This is a genomic window from Salinimicrobium sediminis (genome assembly GCF_900215295.1).
Classification (GTDB): domain Bacteria; phylum Bacteroidota; class Bacteroidia; order Flavobacteriales; family Flavobacteriaceae; genus Salinimicrobium; species Salinimicrobium sediminis.
This window is the reverse complement of the sequence record NZ_OCMF01000001.1, coordinates 616,281-633,431: the sequence shown is the minus strand read 5'-3', so window position 1 is coordinate 633,431 and position 17,151 is coordinate 616,281. Positions and strand designations below refer to the sequence as shown.

The following is a 17,151-nucleotide window of genomic DNA, read 5'->3' as shown; positions in this document are numbered from 1 at the left end:
CAGAAGTTGGGGAAAATCTCATTTTTTACCCTTAAAAAATTTCAGTTGTTTCTGAATTAAATCCTTACGTGGTGAGGCTTTTAAGCTTTCTCATCCAATCCGGTCCAATTATTTCAATTATTCTGTTATAACCATTACTAAAATAATTGATCATGAAAAGAATATTTTTTACCGCAGCAATTGCTGGAGTGATGTTTTGCACAGTAGGAACTGCCAACGCCCAGGTCTACGAAAATTCAGAAAGTGAAACTCCATTTGTTGAAGAACAACAAACAGTATATACTCAGATCAAAGAGCAGGATCTGCCACAGGAAGTGCGTCAGGCCTTAAAAAAAGATTACGAGGGGGCCACACTTTCTGAAGTTTATTCTTCCGAAAAAGATGGGGTAGTAACTTATAAACTTGTACTAAGTACGCCGGAAGGAGAAGAGAAGGACCTTTTTGCAGATGCTCAGGGGAACTGGGTACAGAAAGTTGACAGTGATCTGGAATAACAAATTAAACAAACTTCTAAAGATGGGTTTTCCGGTTTAGGGGTTTAGAAAGGTCTTCCAGGAAACTGGAAGGCCTTTTTTCTTGCTTAAAATTCCGGTTTTTAATATTTCTGCAAGTTTCCGGCTGATTCTTTTACCTTTGAAAAAAACAATTTATGCAGATTTCAGCAGAACTTGCACTTACCCCCTTGCAGGATGATTTTGAAGCTCCTGTTAAAGCTTTTATTAAAAAGTTGAGAAGTTCGGGATTAACCGTAATGGAAAATCCTTTGAGTACCCAGATCTATGGAGATTATGACAAGATCATGGAGTTTCTCACCGAAGAGGTAAAGGAGGCATTTCAGGCAACAGATCATGTGATCTTAACCATAAAACTGGTGAAAGGAAACCGAAGCGACTATGCAGCCGATTTTTGATTTCTTTTTTCAGCAGTATTCAGATTATCCTACTCTTTACATTATACTCGAGATCATTGCGGTGATCTTTGGATTCCTTTCCGTTTGGTATTCCAAACAGGAAAATATCCTGGTATATCCCACGGGCATCATTAGTACTGTCATTTTTGTCTATTTACTTTGGCAGTGGGAATTACTGGGAGACATGATGATCAATTTTTACTATTCTACCATGAGTATCTACGGCTGGTATGTTTGGACCAGAAAAGTAGATGCCGTGCACTTTATCCCTATTACAAAGACCACTCAGAAAGGGCATTTTTGGAGCTTCATAATTTTTATAGCTACCATGGCTTTTACATTTGGTGTCTATGATTATTTCGATAAATGGAATAGCTGGACCGCTTATGTTGATACGGTGACCACTGCAATTTTCTTCGTAGGAATGTGGCTCATGGCCCGGAAGAAACTTGAGAACTGGATCTATTGGATCATAGGGGATGTGATCTCAGTTCCACTTTATTTTTATAAAGGTCTTACTTTTACAAGTCTGCAATACCTGCTATTTACAATAATAGCCGTTTACGGATATAAAACATGGAAGCGAAGCTTGAGCAGCGGAGGTCACGTAACCTCCTGAAAATTGTACTTTTTGGACCGGAATCTACCGGCAAGACCACCCTGGCACAAATGCTTGCGGAACACTTTAATACAAGGTGGGTTCCCGAATACATGCGCGAATATCTCCAGGTAAAGTGGGATAAAGAGCAAAAAAGCTGTGAACCTCATGATCTTTTACCTATTGCAGTAGGACAAATGGCTCTCGAAAACAAGATGGCTGCTAAGGCTGATGAACTTCTTTTTTGTGACACCAATCTTCTTGAACTGGTGGTTTATTCCCGTGCCTACTATGACGAAATTGTTGACCCCAGCCTTCTTAAACCTGCGTTAAAGGCACAATATGATCTTTATTTTTTAACGTATATTGACGTTCCCTGGGTGGAAGATGATCTGCGTGACCGGCCCCTGCAAAGGGATCAAATGTTTGACAGATTCAAATCTACCCTTGAAAAAAATGATTTGCCGTACCGGTTGTTGCAGGGAAATTTGCAGCAACGCTTTGAAACGGCCGTAAAAATTATCGAAGAACTAAAAATTCAGAAAATTGAGCTTTAGCGAAAAGGATATCATTCAGATCCGGAATAAGGGAATTACTCCCGAAAAAGTAGAACAGCAAATAGGGATCTTTAAAAAAGGTAACGTCTTTGTAAATATTAGAGAGGCAGCCACAGTAAGAAACGGCATTCTTTCGATTTCTGAAGAGGAAAGGGAGGAACTCCTCAAATTTTTTGAGGCCCGGCAGGATGAGGTGGATATCCTAAAGTTCGTTCCGGCTTCGGGGGCTGCAACAAGGATGTTTAAAGCTTTTTATCAATTGCTGGATGAATTCGATCCCGAAAATGAATCTCTGGAAGACTATATCGATCGAAAGAATGACCAGAGCCTGGAAAGATTCTTTGGCCGGCTTAAAGATCTTCCGTTCTATAAGGAAGTAATGCAAAGAGCCACAGAAGCCACATCTGGATTTGATGAACTACCCCAGGACAGGAAAGATTACCTGTTCGTAAAATATATGCTGGAGGAGGATGGGCTGGATCTGGGAAATCAGCCAAAAGGGCTGGTGCCTTTTCATAGATATGAAGATCACCTTGCTACTGCTTTTGAAGAACATCTTGTAGAAGCTGTAGATTATGCTTCTGTTAATGGAGAAGTCAGGGTGCATTTTACAGTTGCTGAAGAACACCGGGAAAAATTTGAAGAGGAAGCCGAAAAGGTTATTCCCCGGCTGGAAAAGGAGACGGAAAACATTTTTGAAGTCAGTTATTCCTATCAGGATCCAAAAACAGATACTGTTGCCGTTACTTTAGAGGATGAACCCTTTAGAGATGAAAATGGAGAGATCTTTTTTAGGCCGGGAGGACATGGAGCACTAATCCAAAATTTGAACAAACAGGAAGCCGATTTAATTTTTATAAAGAATATAGATAATGTTGTCATTCCCCGAAACAGGGAGTTGCTCGCCACCTATAAAAAGATGTTGGGAGGCAAACTACTGCAGTTGCAGGAGAAGACCTTTAATTATTTAGAGAAACTTGAAGAAGGTGCGGGAAGTGATGAACTTCAGGAAATGGAACAGTTTCTTCAGAAAGATCTCAACGCAGGATCAAATATCAATTTTGAAGAGCTTAAAAAAGAAGAGAAAATTGAGGCTCTACAGAAATTACTGAACAGGCCTTTACGCGTCTGCGGAATGGTAAAAAATGAAGGCGAACCGGGAGGCGGACCTTTTTGGGTTACTCACAAGAATGGTGAAGTTTCCCTGCAGATCGTAGAAAGCTCCCAAATTGATCACGATAATTATCAGCAGAGTAAGATCGCCCAGGAAGCAACACATTTTAATCCGGTTGATGTGGTTTGTTCGTTTAAAGACTTCCGCGGAAATAAATTCGATCTGCACGAGTATGTGGATGAGGAGACAAGTTTCATTGCGAACAAAACCAGGGACGGGAAGGAACTAAAGGCCCTGGAGCTCCCCGGATTATGGAACGGAGGTATGGCCAGGTGGAATACCATTTTTGTGGAAGTTCCGGTTGAAACCTTTAATCCTGTAAAAACCGTTGCAGATCTTCTCAAACCTTCACACCAGGTTAAATAGGTGGATGAAAAACAACTCATACAGGAAGCCGAATATAAAGCGGTAAGAAGTTCGGGTGCCGGGGGACAAAATGTGAACAAGGTATCTTCAAAGGTGGAACTTCATTTTAAGCTTCAGGAATCTCAAGCCTTGAACGAAGAGGAAAAGCAGCGGGCGTTGAAGAAACTCAGCTCCCGCCTTACAAATTCAGGAGAATTGATCCTTCAGTGCGATGAATCCCGCAGTCAGCATAAAAATAAAGAGCTCGTAACTCAACGGTTTGTAGATCTTATTAAAACTTCCCTGGTAAAACCTAAACCCCGAAAAAAAACCAAAACTCCCAAAGCCGCAAAATTTAAAAGGCTTAGGGAAAAGAAACAGCTTTCCGAAAAAAAGGCTGCGAGGAAAGATCCGCTCAAATAGGATATCATTTTGTGAGGAAAAATTCTACAGAAAAATTGGGGAATACTACATAAATCCCACAAAATAAAATTCTGCTACTTCTTTAAAGGCCCTGAAAATAAGGCCTTTCTTTTTTTGGTTCAGTCTGGCGCATTTTTTTCTATAGTAGACATAGAACCAAATAAAAAATAAACCAAGTCACTTAAAAATTAAATTATGAAAAAGATTTGCCTTACCGTAGTAGCCGCATCAGCGATGTTATTTTCTGCCCAAACTTTATCTGCCCAGGAAGTTGCGCAGGCACAGGTAGAAGTTGAAGAAACTGTTGAGCAAAGAGCGCAGGATGATTATCTTCAAATTGAAATTCAGGAATTACCTGCAGAAGTTCAACAGGCCGTTGAACGGGATTTTGCGGGAGCTACAATTGCTGAAGCTTATGTAAAAGAAACAGAAGGAGAGCAGGAATTCAAACTTAAGGTTACAACTGCCGAAGGAGAGGAAAAAGAGCTTCATGCAGATGCACAGGGAAACTGGATCGATAAAGAAAAAAAGGATGAAGTAAACCAGTAATCCTTTCCACCGTTAATGGGAGATACCGACTCCCGGTGGCAGACCTCTTCATAGGAACATGTGTTATTAGAGAGTAGTATTTTCCTAAGCTTAACCAGTCCTAACAAGGTTCAAAGCAGGGAGCAATCCAGGAGATCTGAAAAAACGGAATTTAATTACACCGTAATGGTGAATTGAAAGAGGGAGCTAATATTTATAGCTCCCTTTTTTTATGCTTATTTTTTGTTTGTAAAGCTGTTTAAAGTTCTAATTTTGTCAATACTTAAGAAATACCTATGGCTAAAATTCTTTTAGTTGAAGATGACGTTGCTTTTTGCACCATGCTTAAAACTTTCCTCCTTAAAAAGGAGTGTGAAGTGGATGCCGTCTATACTGCAACAGAAGCTCTTAGCCTCGTCGGGAAAAACAGGTATGACGTGGTTATTTCTGATGTTCGATTACCCGATAAGGAAGGTTTAGAGATCCTGCAGGCTGTCAATAAGAAAGGTGAGAGAACGGGGGTGATCATGATGACCAGCTATGCGGAAATCAGTATGGCTGTAAATGCAATAAAAGAAGGCGCTTTGGATTATATCGCCAAGCCTTTCCATCCTGAAGTGATCATGAAGGCAATAAATGAGGCCCTTAAAAAGGAACAAAGTCCTTCCAAACCTTTGATTTCCAAAAAAGCTGAAAAAACTACTGCTGATACCTATATCAAAGGTGCCAGTGAAGCTTCTGCCAAGCTCAATAATTACATTGATCTTGTCGCCCCTACCAATATGTCTGTGCTTATTATGGGTGAAAGCGGAACCGGAAAGGAGCAGATAGCAAAAAGCATTCACGATAAGAGCAAACGTAGTGCAGCCCCGTTTGTCGCTGTGGATTGCGGCGCAATTCCCAGGGAGCTGGCTTCCAGCGAATTTTTTGGGCACGTAAAAGGATCTTTTACAGGAGCTGTAAACAATAAAACCGGACATTTTGAAGCTGCCAATGGAGGAACTCTATTTTTGGATGAAATAGGGAATCTTAATTATGAACTGCAGGTTCAGTTACTTCGGGCTTTACAGGAACGCAAGATCAAACCTGTGGGCAGCAATGAGGAGATACATGTAAACATTCGGGTGATCGCCGCTACAAATGAAGACCTCTTTGAAGCTGTCAAAAAAGGAGAATTCCGGGAAGATCTATATCACCGGTTAAATGAATTTTCCATTAAAGTTCCTGCACTAAAGGACCGGGAGGAGGATTTAATGATCTTTGCCAATTATTTTCTGGATAGCGCGAATAAGGAGCTTGAAAAAGACCTTTCGGGGTTTTCAGAAAAAACAATTGCGGCATTTAAAGCCTACCATTGGCCAGGGAACTTACGGGAGCTAAAGAATGTGGTAAAGCGCGCAGTACTTCTTTCTGAAGGAGAATATATATCCTCAGCCTGTCTGCCTTCAGAAGTGCTTTCGGCAAGGCATGAATCAAAACCTGAAGAAAATTACAGCCTTTTTAAGAACAAAAATGAACAGGAGTTGATTCTTGATGCTTTGGAAAAAACTCATGGGAATAAAAGTAAGGCTGCAAGATTGCTGTCCATTGATCGTAAGACACTTTACAACAAGTTAAAACAGTACGGTATTAATCTGTAATTTCCTGTTCCAATTTTCTAAGAAGTTCATCAACTTCGGCAACAAAGACCTGTACATCCACCTTTCCTTTTTCTTTTCCGTTGGCATTTTCAAGGGTCACCAGTTTTTGGATGAGATGGGGCACCTTTAATTGTCTGAACATAGGAAGCATTTTGTGAGCAACGGCAGAAACCTTCTTTTTTGCACCTTTTTTACTCGCGAGTTCCAAAGCCTCTAAATTGCTTCGGGTGCTGGTAATAAAGGCTGTTAAAATAGCATTCATGGCCTCTGGATCTTCACCCGCAAAATTTTTGATCTCGCTTAAAGAATAGCCTTTGTTAAGATCCATTGCTGCAGGTTGGGATGCAGGTTCTTTTTGTAATTGCAAGTGGAGCAAATCACTAATGATCTGTAATAGTTTTTGAGAAGAATACGGCTTTAGAAGGCTTCCGCTAAAACCTGATTGAAGATAATCTGAAGCACTAACATCTGGCTGGCCAGAAAGGGCAATAACAGGTAGATCCTTTAGCTTTAGATCCTCTCTAATGGTCCTCAGGAGTTCAAAACCATCCATTTTTGGCATCTGGATATCTGTAAGAATGAGATCGGGGCGTTGATTTTTAATTATTTTTAAAGCTGCTTTTCCATTGTGAGCAGTTTGGTAGTTCATTCCGGTACTTTTAATGAGTTCCTTAAGCAGCCCTAATTGTGCAGGTTCATCATCAACTATAAGTACCTTCTTACCTGCGGCATCTTTTAACTGAAGGCGGGGCTCTACTGCCGGCGCATGGTTATTTTCTGCGTAAGCCACAGGAATCTCCAGAAGAAAAGTACTGCCATGTCCTACCTCACTTTCCAGGCTTATCCTCCCCTGGAGTAAATCGGTGATTTTTTTACTGATTGCCAGCCCCAGTCCTGTTCCGCCATATCGTTTTTCGATGCTGCTGTCTTCCTGGGAAAATTCTTCAAAAACTTTTTCCTTCTGGGCTTCAGATATTCCAATTCCGGTATCTTTTACCTCGATGCAGAGTACAGGGTTGTGTTTTGCCTGTCTTAGCCATGCTTTAACTTCCACACTTCCCCTGGGTGTAAATTTACAGGCGTTGCTCACCAGATTAGTGAGGATTTGTTTTATTCTAAATGGATCTGTGATCACCCTCGTGTCCAGGTCGTCAGAAACATTGACTAACACTTCTACCTCTCTGGGTTTTTCGGGTGGTACTGCATTTTCAACAGTTTCTTCAATAAGATTCTTCGGATTAAAAGCCAGTTCTTCTACAGTCATTTTTCCGGCCTCTAAACGGGACAGATCCAGGAGGTCATTTACCAGGTGGAGGAGATAATCTGAAGATCTTTTTAACTGGGCGAGGTAGCGGTTCTGGGATTTGTTGAGATTGCTCTTTTCCAGCAGACCCGTGTAACCAATAACAGAATTAAGTGGAGATCGCAGATCATGAGTAACAGTATTCATGAATTGTTCGCGACTCTTCAATAAACTTTCGGCATAATTTTTTGCCCTCTCCAGTTCTAATCTGTACCGCTGGCTTTTTATTACATCCTGGGTGACCAGGAAAACGAAGGTGAGAATGACCAGCAGGCTGGCTGCGCCAAGAAATATGATGATCTTTGATGTTTCTTCAATAGTATCCTGCCAGGCTTCCACCTGATTAATTGAATTCAATCTTTCTTCGGTTTCAAGGGTTGAGAGTAGCCCCCTCAGTCTGTTGTTTAGCTGGATCTCATTGGTCAGGAGCTGGTCTTCCTGTTCCTTTAATGCCATTCTATATCTTCTTTCCTGCGTCTCCAGCTGGCCCAAAACCGTTTTTACCGAATTCACCAGCGAATCTACAGTGATAGCAGGCGGTTCGGGATTTTGTTCGTTGGCGTAATTTAAAAGTTTGATTAGCAGCTGCCGTTGGTGCGGAGCCATATCCCGGAAACGCCGGTTGTAATCCTGAGTTTCAAAATTTTCGTCTACGCGTTTTAATTCATCCAGAACCCGCGCGTAATAGCTATCTGTTTCTCCTCTTGCCCGCAGCTCCAGGAGTTCCTTTAGATTCCTGGATTTTTGGGATAACAGGACATTGATACTGTCAATCTCGCTGTCAAGGGAACTATCTGTCCTGTAATCCTGTAAAGAAGCCAGAGTGGTTTTTATAGAATCAATTTTGGCCGTATAGCCTTCAAGCCCTTCTAGATTTCCGGTTTGTATCAATTGCCGGCTCAGGCTTTCCGCCTCATACAATTTTGTTGCTGCTTCCCCCACCAGCAATAGCTTTTGGTTTCCCATGGTATTCCTTTCGGTCATGGTGGTGTAATTGATCACCTGGTTATAAATGAACCAAACAGCTAAGCCCATTAAAGCCGCAAGTACCAGATACCCGGCAAAAACCGTAAATGTTAGGGAGGATCTTTTCTTAGCCATAGATGAATTGAAATTATAAAAATATATGCTTTAAAATCTAATCCGTGAAAATTTAGGTTAAATCGAAAAAAAGCATTTAACTTTGCGTCATCTCAAAGGGGTGCTAACGCCTGTGAAAACAGGAGAAAGCTGAGATCATACCCAAGGAACCTGGGCAGGTAATGCTGCCAAGGGAAAGGTGCAAAATTTGCACCCACTAAGTATAGTACTCCTGTTAACCGCTTGTGGTTTTCAGGATTTTTTATTTTATAAACTACAGAATAACCGCCCCTTTTATTCGTAACAATGTATTACGAATGAAAAATGTCTTTTTACTATTTAGTTTTTTCTTTTTTGCCCTAAACGGCTTTTCACAGGAATTTCAGGTTTCAGGTATTGTGACAGATGGGAATTCGCCACTTTCCGGAGTTTTGGTGAGGGTAGAAAAAAGCTCAGAATTTACCCAAACAGATTCCGCGGGAAAATACGCTCTTCAACTTGAAGAAGGAGAGTACCAGCTAATCTTTTCCTTCGGAAATCAAAAAAGGATCAGCATTGATCTTTCTGAAGATATGATCTTAAACGTAGACATGAGTGACGCGCAGGAGGTGCTTAATGAGGTATTCCTTTCGGCTGTTCGTGTTACTGCCGATTCTCCTATCACCTTCAGTAATCTGAGCAATGAGGAGATCGAAGATCGTAACCTTGGCCAGGATATTCCGGCTTTGATGCAATACCTGCCCGGAGTTGTGATGACCAGCGATGCCGGAGCCGGTATTGGCTACAGCAGCATTCGCGTGCGGGGAACCGAATCCCGGGGCATCAATGTAACGATCAACGGGGTGCCTTATAATGACGCCGAAAGCCAGGGTACCTTTTGGGTAAACCTGGGAGATTTTGCATCTTCGGTAGAGAATCTGCAGCTTCAGCGGGGAGTAGGTACTTCAACCAATGGTGCCGGTGCCTTTGGAGCCAGTTTAAATATACTTACAGACAGGTATAGTTACGAACCTTCCGCAGAGATTGCCAACAGCTTTGGGTCTTATAATACCCGAAAGCATACGGTAAAATTCAGTACCGGGATCTTTGATGATCACTGGGAGTTTTCCGGAAGGGCTTCTGTCATCAAAAGCGACGGATACATAGACCGGGCCTCCACCGATCTAAAATCCTATTTTTTTCAAGGGTCCTACGTTGGGGAGACCAGCCTCATCAAAGCGCTAACCTTTGGTGGGAGCGAAGTCACGTACCAGGCCTGGGATGGGATAGATGCAGACCAATTAAAGGAGAATCGCAGGTTCAATCCGGCGGGAGCTTATGAAGATGAGGATGGAAATTTAGCATTTTACGATAACCATGTTGATGATTATAAGCAGGATCATTTCCAGTTGCTGTGGAATGAGCGGTATGACAAAGGATGGTCTTCAAATCTTGCTCTTCATTACACTTACGGCAGAGGTTTCTATGAGTCGTATCGTGCCGGAGAGGATCTCCTGGAGTACGGGATCGAACCTTTTACAGCAAATGGAGAAGAGATCACAGAAAGTGACCTGGTGACCAAAAAATGGCTGGTGAACGACTTTTATGGAACAACATTTAATGTGCAATATCAACAGGAGGGTCTCGAAGTAATAGCCGGAGGTGCCTGGAATAATTATGAAGGAGATCATTTTGGGGAGATCATCCATGCGCGCTTTGCCCCCACTTTGCCCCTGCAGCATTACTATGACAACCAGTCCCAAAAAAGCGATTTTAATGTCTTTTCTAAAGCCACCGTGGAGGTTTCCGAAAAACTGAGCCTTTATGGAGATCTTCAACTAAGAAGAATTCACTACGAAGTGGATGGGGTAGAGGAAGAAAATGTGCCTTTTATTGTTGATGATGCTCACACCTTTTTTAATCCAAAAGCCGGATTAACTTATAGATTTTCTAAAGCCGGCCGCCTTTACTTCTCCTTCGCCAGAGCACACCGGGAGCCGAACAGAACCGATTACGAAGCTGGAAATCCCGAACCCGAAGAATTGAACGACTATGAATTAGGCTGGAGATATGCTTCAGAAAAATTTCAGCTGAATTCCAATATTTATTACATGGATTACCGCAATCAACTTGTCCTCACTGGTGAACTTAATGATGTAGGATCTCCAATAAGGAGGAACAGCGGTAACAGCTACCGGTTAGGGTTGGAGCTGGATGCCGTGGTGATGTTGCATCCCAAGTTCAGCTGGCGACCGAATATTGCCATCAGCCGTAACAAAAATGATGAGTGGTTTGCACCTTGGGACGGGGAGCTTATTAACTTCGGAAAAACCGATATTTCCTATTCGCCGGATATTGTTGCCGGAAATATCCTGGAATACAGACCTGTTGATGGTCTGGAGCTTAAATTCCTTACAAAATATGTAGGGGAGCAGTATATGAGCAACCTTGAAAATGAAGCAGCTTTACTCGAAGATTACTGGGTACATGATCTTAACGTGCAATACACCTGGAGAAATGCACCATTATTTGAAACTGTAGTTTTCACAGGATTGATCAACAATATCTTTAGTGAAGAATATGTGTCAAACGGGTACTACTACACCTATGACTGGGATGGAACAACCTATGAAGGTGCAGGCTACTATCCGCAGGCAACCCGCAATTTCCTGGTGGGTGTGACGCTTAAATTTTAAAATTATAAGAGCATTAAAAAAAGCATTTTAGAAACCTCTCTAAAATGCCTTTTTTAATGCTGTAAAATTCTTGTCTCTTTAATTTGATACCCGCAGTACATTGCCAACCCTTTCCACCCGGTAAGGTTTTAGAGAATATTCTCCTTCCCCGGCTATTTGTTGTCCTGTAATAATAGTGTACTTATTGCCATCCCCACAGGAGCAAACAGCTTCGGTTCCTTCCACAGTAAGGGTAGAGCAGGGCTGCGGAACGTGGTTAGGGTCTGTGAGTTCAAAAGCCATGTACTGGTCATTGTTGAGGTTGAAGATCACAATTCCATTGATGCCGTAATTGCGGGTAACAAATTTATTTCCCGGGAAATTGAGTTGATTATATTCAGGAAGGCTTAGATCAAAATTTACTGAAAAGTTGAGGTGAGGCAGGTAAGGGTTGCGGCGAAGATCATCATCTGATGAACATCCCAAAAAAGTAAAAATCAGGAGAAAAAGGGCAAAAAATTGCTTCATAAAAGGTTTTTTCAAAGCTAAGAGATATAATTGTACTGGAGATTTTAATTTACTATATTTGTGTAAATCCCGTCGACGAATGGGATTTTTTCTATTTATATAAACGACTAAATTATGAGTAAAGTATCATATTATACCGCCGATGGTCTAAAAAAGCTCAGGGATGAACTTAACCACCTGAGAGACGTGGAGCGGCCAAAAGCTTCCCAGGCTATTGCCGAAGCGCGTGATAAAGGAGACCTTAGTGAGAATGCCGAATATGATGCAGCCAAAGAGGCGCAGGGCCTTCTTGAGATGAAAATTGCAAAAATGGAAGAAGTTTTTGCTAATGCCCGTCTTATTGATGAAACTCAATTGGATACATCAAAAGCACTGGTACATTCAACAGTAAAGATCAAGAACCTTACTAATAAGGCTGAGGTTAAATACAAACTTGTTGCCCAAAGTGAAGCCGATTTAAAATCGGGAAAAATATCTGTAGATAGTCCTATAGGCAAAGGCCTTTTAGGAAAGAAAGTTGGGGAAATTGCTGAAGTGCAGGTGCCTTCAGGAACCATTCAATTCGAGATCCTGGAGATCACCCGTGACTAGAGACTCAAAAATGCATTATAAAGATCCTTTCTTCGGAAGGGATTTTTTTTGCTTAGGTTTTAAGCTGAAAATCTTAACTTGTTACTTCAAAAATTCAATGCTATGCCAACACTTTTTACAAAGATCATCAACGGAGAGATTCCCGCCTATAAAGTCGCTGAAGACGATAGATTTTTAGCTTTTTTGGATATCCGCCCCAACACAAAAGGCCACACCCTTTGTATTCCCAAGGAGGAGGTAAACAAGATCTTTGACCTTGATGAAGAGACTTATATCGGTCTTATGGCCTTCTCCCGAAAAGTGGCCAAAGGTCTTGAAAAAGCGATTTCCTGTAAGCGGGTTGGAATGGCCGTGGTTGGGCTCGAAGTGCCGCACGTGCATGTTCACCTTATTCCGCTGAATAATATGGGAGATATGAACTTTGCGAACAGTGTTCCTTTTTCTGAAGAAGAATTCGAACAGATTGCCAAAGACATAAAGGCAAATATTTAGTGGATATTACAGAATATAAGCTTTCACTGGACCTGCGTATAGATTTTAGCGATCTGGATATGTACCGTCACGTGAACAACCTCACTTTTATCAGGTTTCTACAATCGGGACGGGTGAACTTTTGGGAAGCCGCCGGTCTGGCAAAATTGTTCGCAGAATCTAATAAAGGCGCCATCTTAGTTTCTACCCACTGCGACTTCAAAAAATCGCTTTTTTATCCCGGTACAGCTACCGTAAAAACCAAACTGGCTTACATTAAGAACAGCAGTTTTGGCCTGGATCAGCTTATTCTGAATGAAAAAGGAGAAGTATGTGCAGAAGGAAGGGATATTGCAGTGTTCTTCGACTTCGGTATAGATAAGGCCCTGCCTATTCCGCCGGAACTTAAAGAGGTTATGCAGCAGTATTAGCCTTGTGAAGCTGGATCTCGATGGTAGTTCCTTTGTTGATCTCGCTTTTTAGCACTCTGATCCTGCCGCTGTGGTATCTTTCTATGATCCTGCGGGCAAGGGAGAGACCAAGGCCCCACCCGCGTTTTTTGGTGGTATAGCCCGGTTCAAAGATCTGCTTATACTTGCTTTTTGGAATTCCTTTTCCGGTATCGCTGACAAAAAGATGGATATTTTTGCCATCCTGGGTCAATTTCAGCTTAAGTTCTCCTTTACCGCGCATGGCATCTATAGCGTTCTTCACCAGGTTTTCAATGGTCCAGCTGTACAACTGCGCATTCATGTTCACAAGGATTTTATCCTCCGGCAATTCGAGGTGAAATTTTACCAGCTTGGAACTCCTGGCTTTAAGGTAATCAAAAGATTCCCGCGTTTTTTCCACGATATCTTCAGGCTCCAAAGTAGGGGCAGAACCTATTTTTGAAAATCGTTCTGTTATTGTTTTTAGCCGGTCAACATCTTTCTGGATCTCCAGAATGTAAGAAGGATTGACATTTTCACTTTTTAAAATTTCTGTCCATCCAATTAATGAAGAAAGGGGAGTTCCAATTTGATGGGCTGTTTCTTTAGCCATTCCCGCCCATAATTTATTCTGTTCGCTGGAGCGGGTGGTTTTATAGAAAAAATAAACTACCGCGATAAAAAGAATGATAATGAGGATGAGGGCAAGGGGGTAATATTTTAGTTTGGTAAGCATGGGGGAATTTCCATAATAGACCTTATTGACCCTTCCTTCTCCCAGGTCCATTTCTATGGGTTCGTTGGTATTTTTAAGACTGCTGAGGTATTCCTGAAGTTTTTGCTCTTCAGATAATATCTCTTCAGGAATATTCATGGCATCAACAATATTTCCGTTCTCATCGACCAGAATGGTAGGAATACTGGAGTTGCTGTTGATGATCTCGAGATATAGATCAAGCCCGGTGTCTGTATCGACCTGGTCAAGATAAACCTGTGCCGAGGCCCAGATGTTCATCTTTATCCTTTCCTCCTCCTTGATCCGCTGAAAAAAAGCGATTGCATTCCAAATAATGAGGGAAACAATGATGAGGGAGGAAACTATGATAAACCAACGACGAAAGTTCCGTTTTTCTGAAAACCTCATTAGGGGCAAAGCTTTAAATGCGAATAAATATAAGCGTTTTAGTCCTATTTTTATTGTGCAGTGAATTTTTCATGTCCTGCCTGTTTCGTTACCTTTGTCAAAATCTTCAGAATGTTAACCATAGATCCCAAAGAAATACCTGTTTCACAGATGCACCAGTACCTTTTAGGTGCGGTGGGTCCAAGGCCTATTGCTTTTGCAAGTACTCTTGATGAGCAGGGCAGGCCAAATTTATCGCCATTTAGTTTCTTTAATGTTTTTAGTGCGAATCCGCCTATTCTTATTTTTTCTCCTGCGAGAAGGGGAAGGGATAATACCGTGAAACATACCTACAACAATGTGAAAGCAACAGGGGAGGTGGTAATCAACGTGGTGAACTATGATATGGTGCAGCAGGTCTCGCTTTCCAGTACAGAATATGCCGAAGGAGTGAACGAATTCAAAAAAGCAGGTTTTACGATGTTGCGGTCTGAAGTGGTAAGGCCTTTCAGAGTTAAAGAATCTCCGGTACAATTTGAATGCAGGATCAATGAAGTAGTGGAATTAGGGGAAGAAGGCGGTGCCGGAAATTTAGTGATTTGTGAGGTGCTAAAAATGCATATCCGCGAAGATATTTTAGACGAAAATGGTTATATTGATCAGCATAAAATCGACCTCGTAGCGCGTATGGGAGGCAACTGGTACACCCGGGCTACTCCAGGAATGTTCGAGGTGCCAAAACCGTTGCAGACGTTGGGAATTGGGATTGATTCTATTGCCGAAGAGATCAGGAACAGTAAGTACCTAACGGGAAATGACCTTGGCAGGCTTGGGAATGTTGAAAAATTACCAACGGCAGAAGAAGTAAAGAAACTTTTAGATGGAAATGGAGAGCTTTCTGATTTGATCAGGGAGAATAACGAAGAAAAGATCCACCTGAAAGCAAAAAGATATTTAGAGAACGACGATCCGGGGACTGCCTGGAAAATATTATTAGCAAAAAACGTATAGCATGGAAGTACAAGGTAAGATTAAGATGATTGGAGATACCCAGACCTTTGGGAGCAATGGGTTTAGAAAAAGAGAGGTAGTGGTAACCACAGAGGAGCAATATCCTCAGCATATCATGGTGGAATTTGTTCAGGACAAATGTGATCTTTTGAACAATTTTTCGGTAGGGCAGCCGGTGAAGATCGGGGTGAATCTACACGGAAGAGAGTGGGTGAATCCACAGGGAGAAACAAAGTATTTCAACTCTATCCAAGGGTGGAGAATCGAGAATCTTGCCGCTCAAAGTCAGGGTGGCGGACCTGTACCTCCTGCAGATCAATTTGAGCCTGCAAAAGACCTGAATGATGAAGATTACGACGATCTCCCATTCTAAAAAACAAAACTAAAAATGAAAGCCCGTCGCTAAAAGTGTCGGGCTTTTTATATTTTTCACACTTCAAACAAAGCATCAGGTTTTGCAATTTTTAAGCCCCAATGATCCATTTCCTTCAATAGAAGAAGCTTCCGAAGAGGGTTTGCTGGCCGTTGGAGGTGGTCTTTCTCCTCAACGTTTGCTCGATGCCTATTCCCGCGGAATCTTTCCCTGGTATGACAGCTCCCAGCCTGTGCTGTGGTGGAGCCCCGATCCCAGAATGGTCCTGTTCCCCGAAAACCTGAAAATTTCCGGGAGTATGAAACAGCTTCTGAAAAAAGAGGTTTTTAAGGTCACTTTTGACAAAGCTTTTTCCGAAGTGGTTGATCATTGTGCTAACATTAAAAGAGACGGGCAAAACGGAACCTGGATTACCAACGAAATGAAGCAGGCATACCTGCAATTGCATGAAATGGGGGTGGCACGATCTGTCGAAGTATGGCAGGGAGAGGAGCTGGTTGGAGGGCTCTACGGAATTTATCTAAAGGAAAAGAAGATCTTTTGCGGCGAAAGTATGTTTGCCAAAGTGAGCAATGCTTCTAAGTATGGTTTTATTCACCTGGTTCAAAAGCTGCAGGAGGAGGATCTTAGAATCATTGACTGCCAGATCTATACTCCGCACCTGGAGAGTCTTGGTGCCGAAGAAATATCCCGGACAGAATTCCTGAAATTTTTGAAATAATTAAAGCTGCAAATTTATACCCGAGAGAATATAGATCTCACTGGTAGGAGCGCCGGCATAATCTTCTCTTCTCAATTCCACTCCTGCACTAAGCTCTAGATTCTTAATTGAAGAATTCTCAAATTTAATAGTATACCGTTGATCGGCTTCAGGTTTAAAGTCTTTGATCATGCTATAAAGAAATTCGGTGGAAAGGCCTGCTGCAAAGTCTTCTCCCAGTGGTTGTGAGATGCCAATTCGATAGCGTAACCTAAAAATGGTATTCTCTCTGAATCTTTGTTCAAATCTAAACCGATGTGCGGGGGTTAAAAATGTACCTCTGTGTTTATAACCAAATTGCTGAATCATCCTGAATTCATCATGCCGGCTGTCATTAAATGTCTCCCGAAACCTGTACCGAAATCCAAGAGCTACCGAAGAATTTTCACCGGTTTTATATGAAGTAAATTGGTTTACTTCAAAATGTTGTTGCTCATTTTCATTGATCTGCTCGCCATCAAGCCGACTCTCAAAAAGGTAGCGGTTAGCAATGCCAAAACTAAAACCCCATTTGTTATCTGAAGGAAGATCTACAGAAAATTCAGGTTCCCATAAAAAGGATCTGGGGGTGGATTGTGCAGTTGCGGTATTCACGCTGCCAAAAAAAGCAGCTGCTAAAAAGAAGGTCGAAAAAAGCCATTTTTGGGCCAT

Annotated in this window: 19 protein-coding genes; 15 read left to right on the top strand and 4 right to left on the bottom strand. The window is 41.9% G+C overall.

Annotated features, from left to right (window positions below; all coding sequences use genetic code 11):
* Positions 1–152 precede the first annotated feature (152 nt).
* The 8 genes from CRO16_RS02860 (at position 153) to CRO16_RS02825 (ending at position 6,175) form a co-directional block, all read left to right on the top strand.
* Positions 153–494 (top strand): hypothetical protein, encoded by a 342-nt coding sequence (locus tag CRO16_RS02860; RefSeq protein ID WP_097054827.1) that lies wholly within the window; start codon positions 153–155, stop codon positions 492–494.
* A gap of 155 nt (positions 495–649) precedes the next feature.
* Positions 650–910, top strand: a complete 261-nt coding sequence (locus tag CRO16_RS02855) for a YkoF family thiamine/hydroxymethylpyrimidine-binding protein (RefSeq protein WP_097054826.1) — start codon at positions 650–652, stop codon at positions 908–910.
* Positions 894–1,529, top strand: a complete 636-nt coding sequence (pnuC, locus tag CRO16_RS02850) for a nicotinamide riboside transporter PnuC (RefSeq protein ID WP_097054825.1) — start codon at positions 894–896, stop codon at positions 1,527–1,529. Before CRO16_RS02855 ends, pnuC begins: the two co-directional genes overlap by 17 nt.
* Positions 1,487–2,065, top strand: a complete 579-nt coding sequence (locus CRO16_RS02845; RefSeq protein ID WP_097054824.1) for an AAA family ATPase — start codon at positions 1,487–1,489, stop codon at positions 2,063–2,065. The genes pnuC and CRO16_RS02845 overlap by 43 nt, the downstream gene beginning before the upstream one ends.
* Positions 2,055–3,605 carry a DUF4301 family protein gene (locus CRO16_RS02840; RefSeq protein ID WP_097054823.1) on the top strand — a complete coding sequence of 517 codons (1,551 nt, stop codon included), beginning with the start codon at positions 2,055–2,057 and terminating at the stop codon, positions 3,603–3,605. The genes CRO16_RS02845 and CRO16_RS02840 overlap by 11 nt, the downstream gene beginning before the upstream one ends.
* Entirely contained in the window at positions 3,606–4,007 is a 402-nt protein-coding gene (gene arfB, locus CRO16_RS02835; protein ID WP_097054822.1) for an alternative ribosome rescue aminoacyl-tRNA hydrolase ArfB, read from the top strand. It begins immediately after the preceding gene.
* A gap of 195 nt (positions 4,008–4,202) precedes the next feature.
* A complete protein-coding gene (locus CRO16_RS02830) occupies positions 4,203–4,556 on the top strand; it encodes a hypothetical protein (RefSeq protein ID WP_097054821.1) in 354 nt (117 codons plus the stop codon).
* 275 nt (positions 4,557–4,831) lie between these two features.
* Positions 4,832–6,175, top strand: coding sequence for a sigma-54-dependent transcriptional regulator (locus CRO16_RS02825; protein WP_097054820.1), 1,344 nt, complete (start codon positions 4,832–4,834; stop codon positions 6,173–6,175).
* Here the strand turns inward: CRO16_RS02825 and CRO16_RS02820 are convergent.
* Positions 6,165–8,579, bottom strand: a complete 2,415-nt coding sequence (locus CRO16_RS02820) for a response regulator (protein WP_097054819.1) — start codon at positions 8,577–8,579, stop codon at positions 6,165–6,167. The genes CRO16_RS02825 and CRO16_RS02820 overlap by 11 nt on opposite strands.
* 296 nt (positions 8,580–8,875) lie before the next feature.
* On the opposite strand from CRO16_RS02820, the gene CRO16_RS02815 reads away from it, so the two are divergent.
* A complete protein-coding gene (locus tag CRO16_RS02815) occupies positions 8,876–11,233 on the top strand; it encodes a TonB-dependent receptor (protein WP_097054818.1) in 2,358 nt (785 codons plus the stop codon).
* A 78-nt stretch (positions 11,234–11,311) separates the two neighbouring features.
* Here the strand turns inward: CRO16_RS02815 and CRO16_RS02810 are convergent, their stop codons facing one another.
* Complete coding sequence (locus CRO16_RS02810) at positions 11,312–11,740, bottom strand: Rieske (2Fe-2S) protein (RefSeq protein ID WP_097054817.1); 429 nt, start codon at positions 11,738–11,740, stop codon at positions 11,312–11,314.
* 114 nt (positions 11,741–11,854) lie between these two features.
* Between CRO16_RS02810 and greA the strand changes: the two genes are divergently transcribed.
* The 3 genes from greA (at position 11,855) to CRO16_RS02795 (ending at position 13,233) form a co-directional block, all read left to right on the top strand.
* A complete protein-coding gene (greA, locus tag CRO16_RS02805; protein ID WP_097054816.1) occupies positions 11,855–12,331 on the top strand; it encodes a transcription elongation factor GreA in 477 nt (158 codons plus the stop codon).
* Positions 12,332–12,433: 102 nt separating this feature from the next.
* Complete coding sequence (locus CRO16_RS02800; protein WP_097055755.1) at positions 12,434–12,823, top strand: HIT family protein; 390 nt, start codon at positions 12,434–12,436, stop codon at positions 12,821–12,823.
* Entirely contained in the window at positions 12,823–13,233 is a 411-nt protein-coding gene (locus tag CRO16_RS02795) for an acyl-CoA thioesterase (RefSeq protein ID WP_097054815.1), read from the top strand. The genes CRO16_RS02800 and CRO16_RS02795 overlap by 1 nt, the downstream gene beginning before the upstream one ends.
* Here CRO16_RS02795 and CRO16_RS02790 read toward each other — a convergent pair.
* Positions 13,217–14,377 (bottom strand): sensor histidine kinase, encoded by a 1,161-nt coding sequence (locus CRO16_RS02790; RefSeq protein ID WP_097054814.1) that lies wholly within the window; start codon positions 14,375–14,377, stop codon positions 13,217–13,219. The two genes, CRO16_RS02795 and CRO16_RS02790, sit on opposite strands and share 17 nt — an antisense overlap.
* 111 nt (positions 14,378–14,488) lie before the next feature.
* Here CRO16_RS02790 and CRO16_RS02785 point away from each other — a divergent pair, with 111 nt between their 5' ends.
* The 3 genes from CRO16_RS02785 to aat all read left to right on the top strand — a co-directional run bounded on the left by CRO16_RS02785 (position 14,489) and on the right by aat (position 16,461).
* Positions 14,489–15,367 (top strand): flavin reductase family protein, encoded by an 879-nt coding sequence (locus CRO16_RS02785; RefSeq protein ID WP_097054813.1) that lies wholly within the window; start codon positions 14,489–14,491, stop codon positions 15,365–15,367.
* A 1-nt stretch (position 15,368) separates the two neighbouring features.
* Positions 15,369–15,740, top strand: coding sequence for a DUF3127 domain-containing protein (locus tag CRO16_RS02780; RefSeq protein WP_097054812.1), 372 nt, complete (start codon positions 15,369–15,371; stop codon positions 15,738–15,740).
* 82 nt (positions 15,741–15,822) lie between these two features.
* Positions 15,823–16,461, top strand: a complete 639-nt coding sequence (gene aat, locus CRO16_RS02775; protein ID WP_097054811.1) for a leucyl/phenylalanyl-tRNA--protein transferase — start codon at positions 15,823–15,825, stop codon at positions 16,459–16,461.
* Here aat and CRO16_RS02770 read toward each other — a convergent pair whose 3' ends face one another.
* On the bottom strand, positions 16,462–17,151 hold the full coding sequence (locus CRO16_RS02770; RefSeq protein WP_097054810.1) for a DUF2490 domain-containing protein: 690 nt from the start codon (positions 17,149–17,151) through the stop codon (positions 16,462–16,464).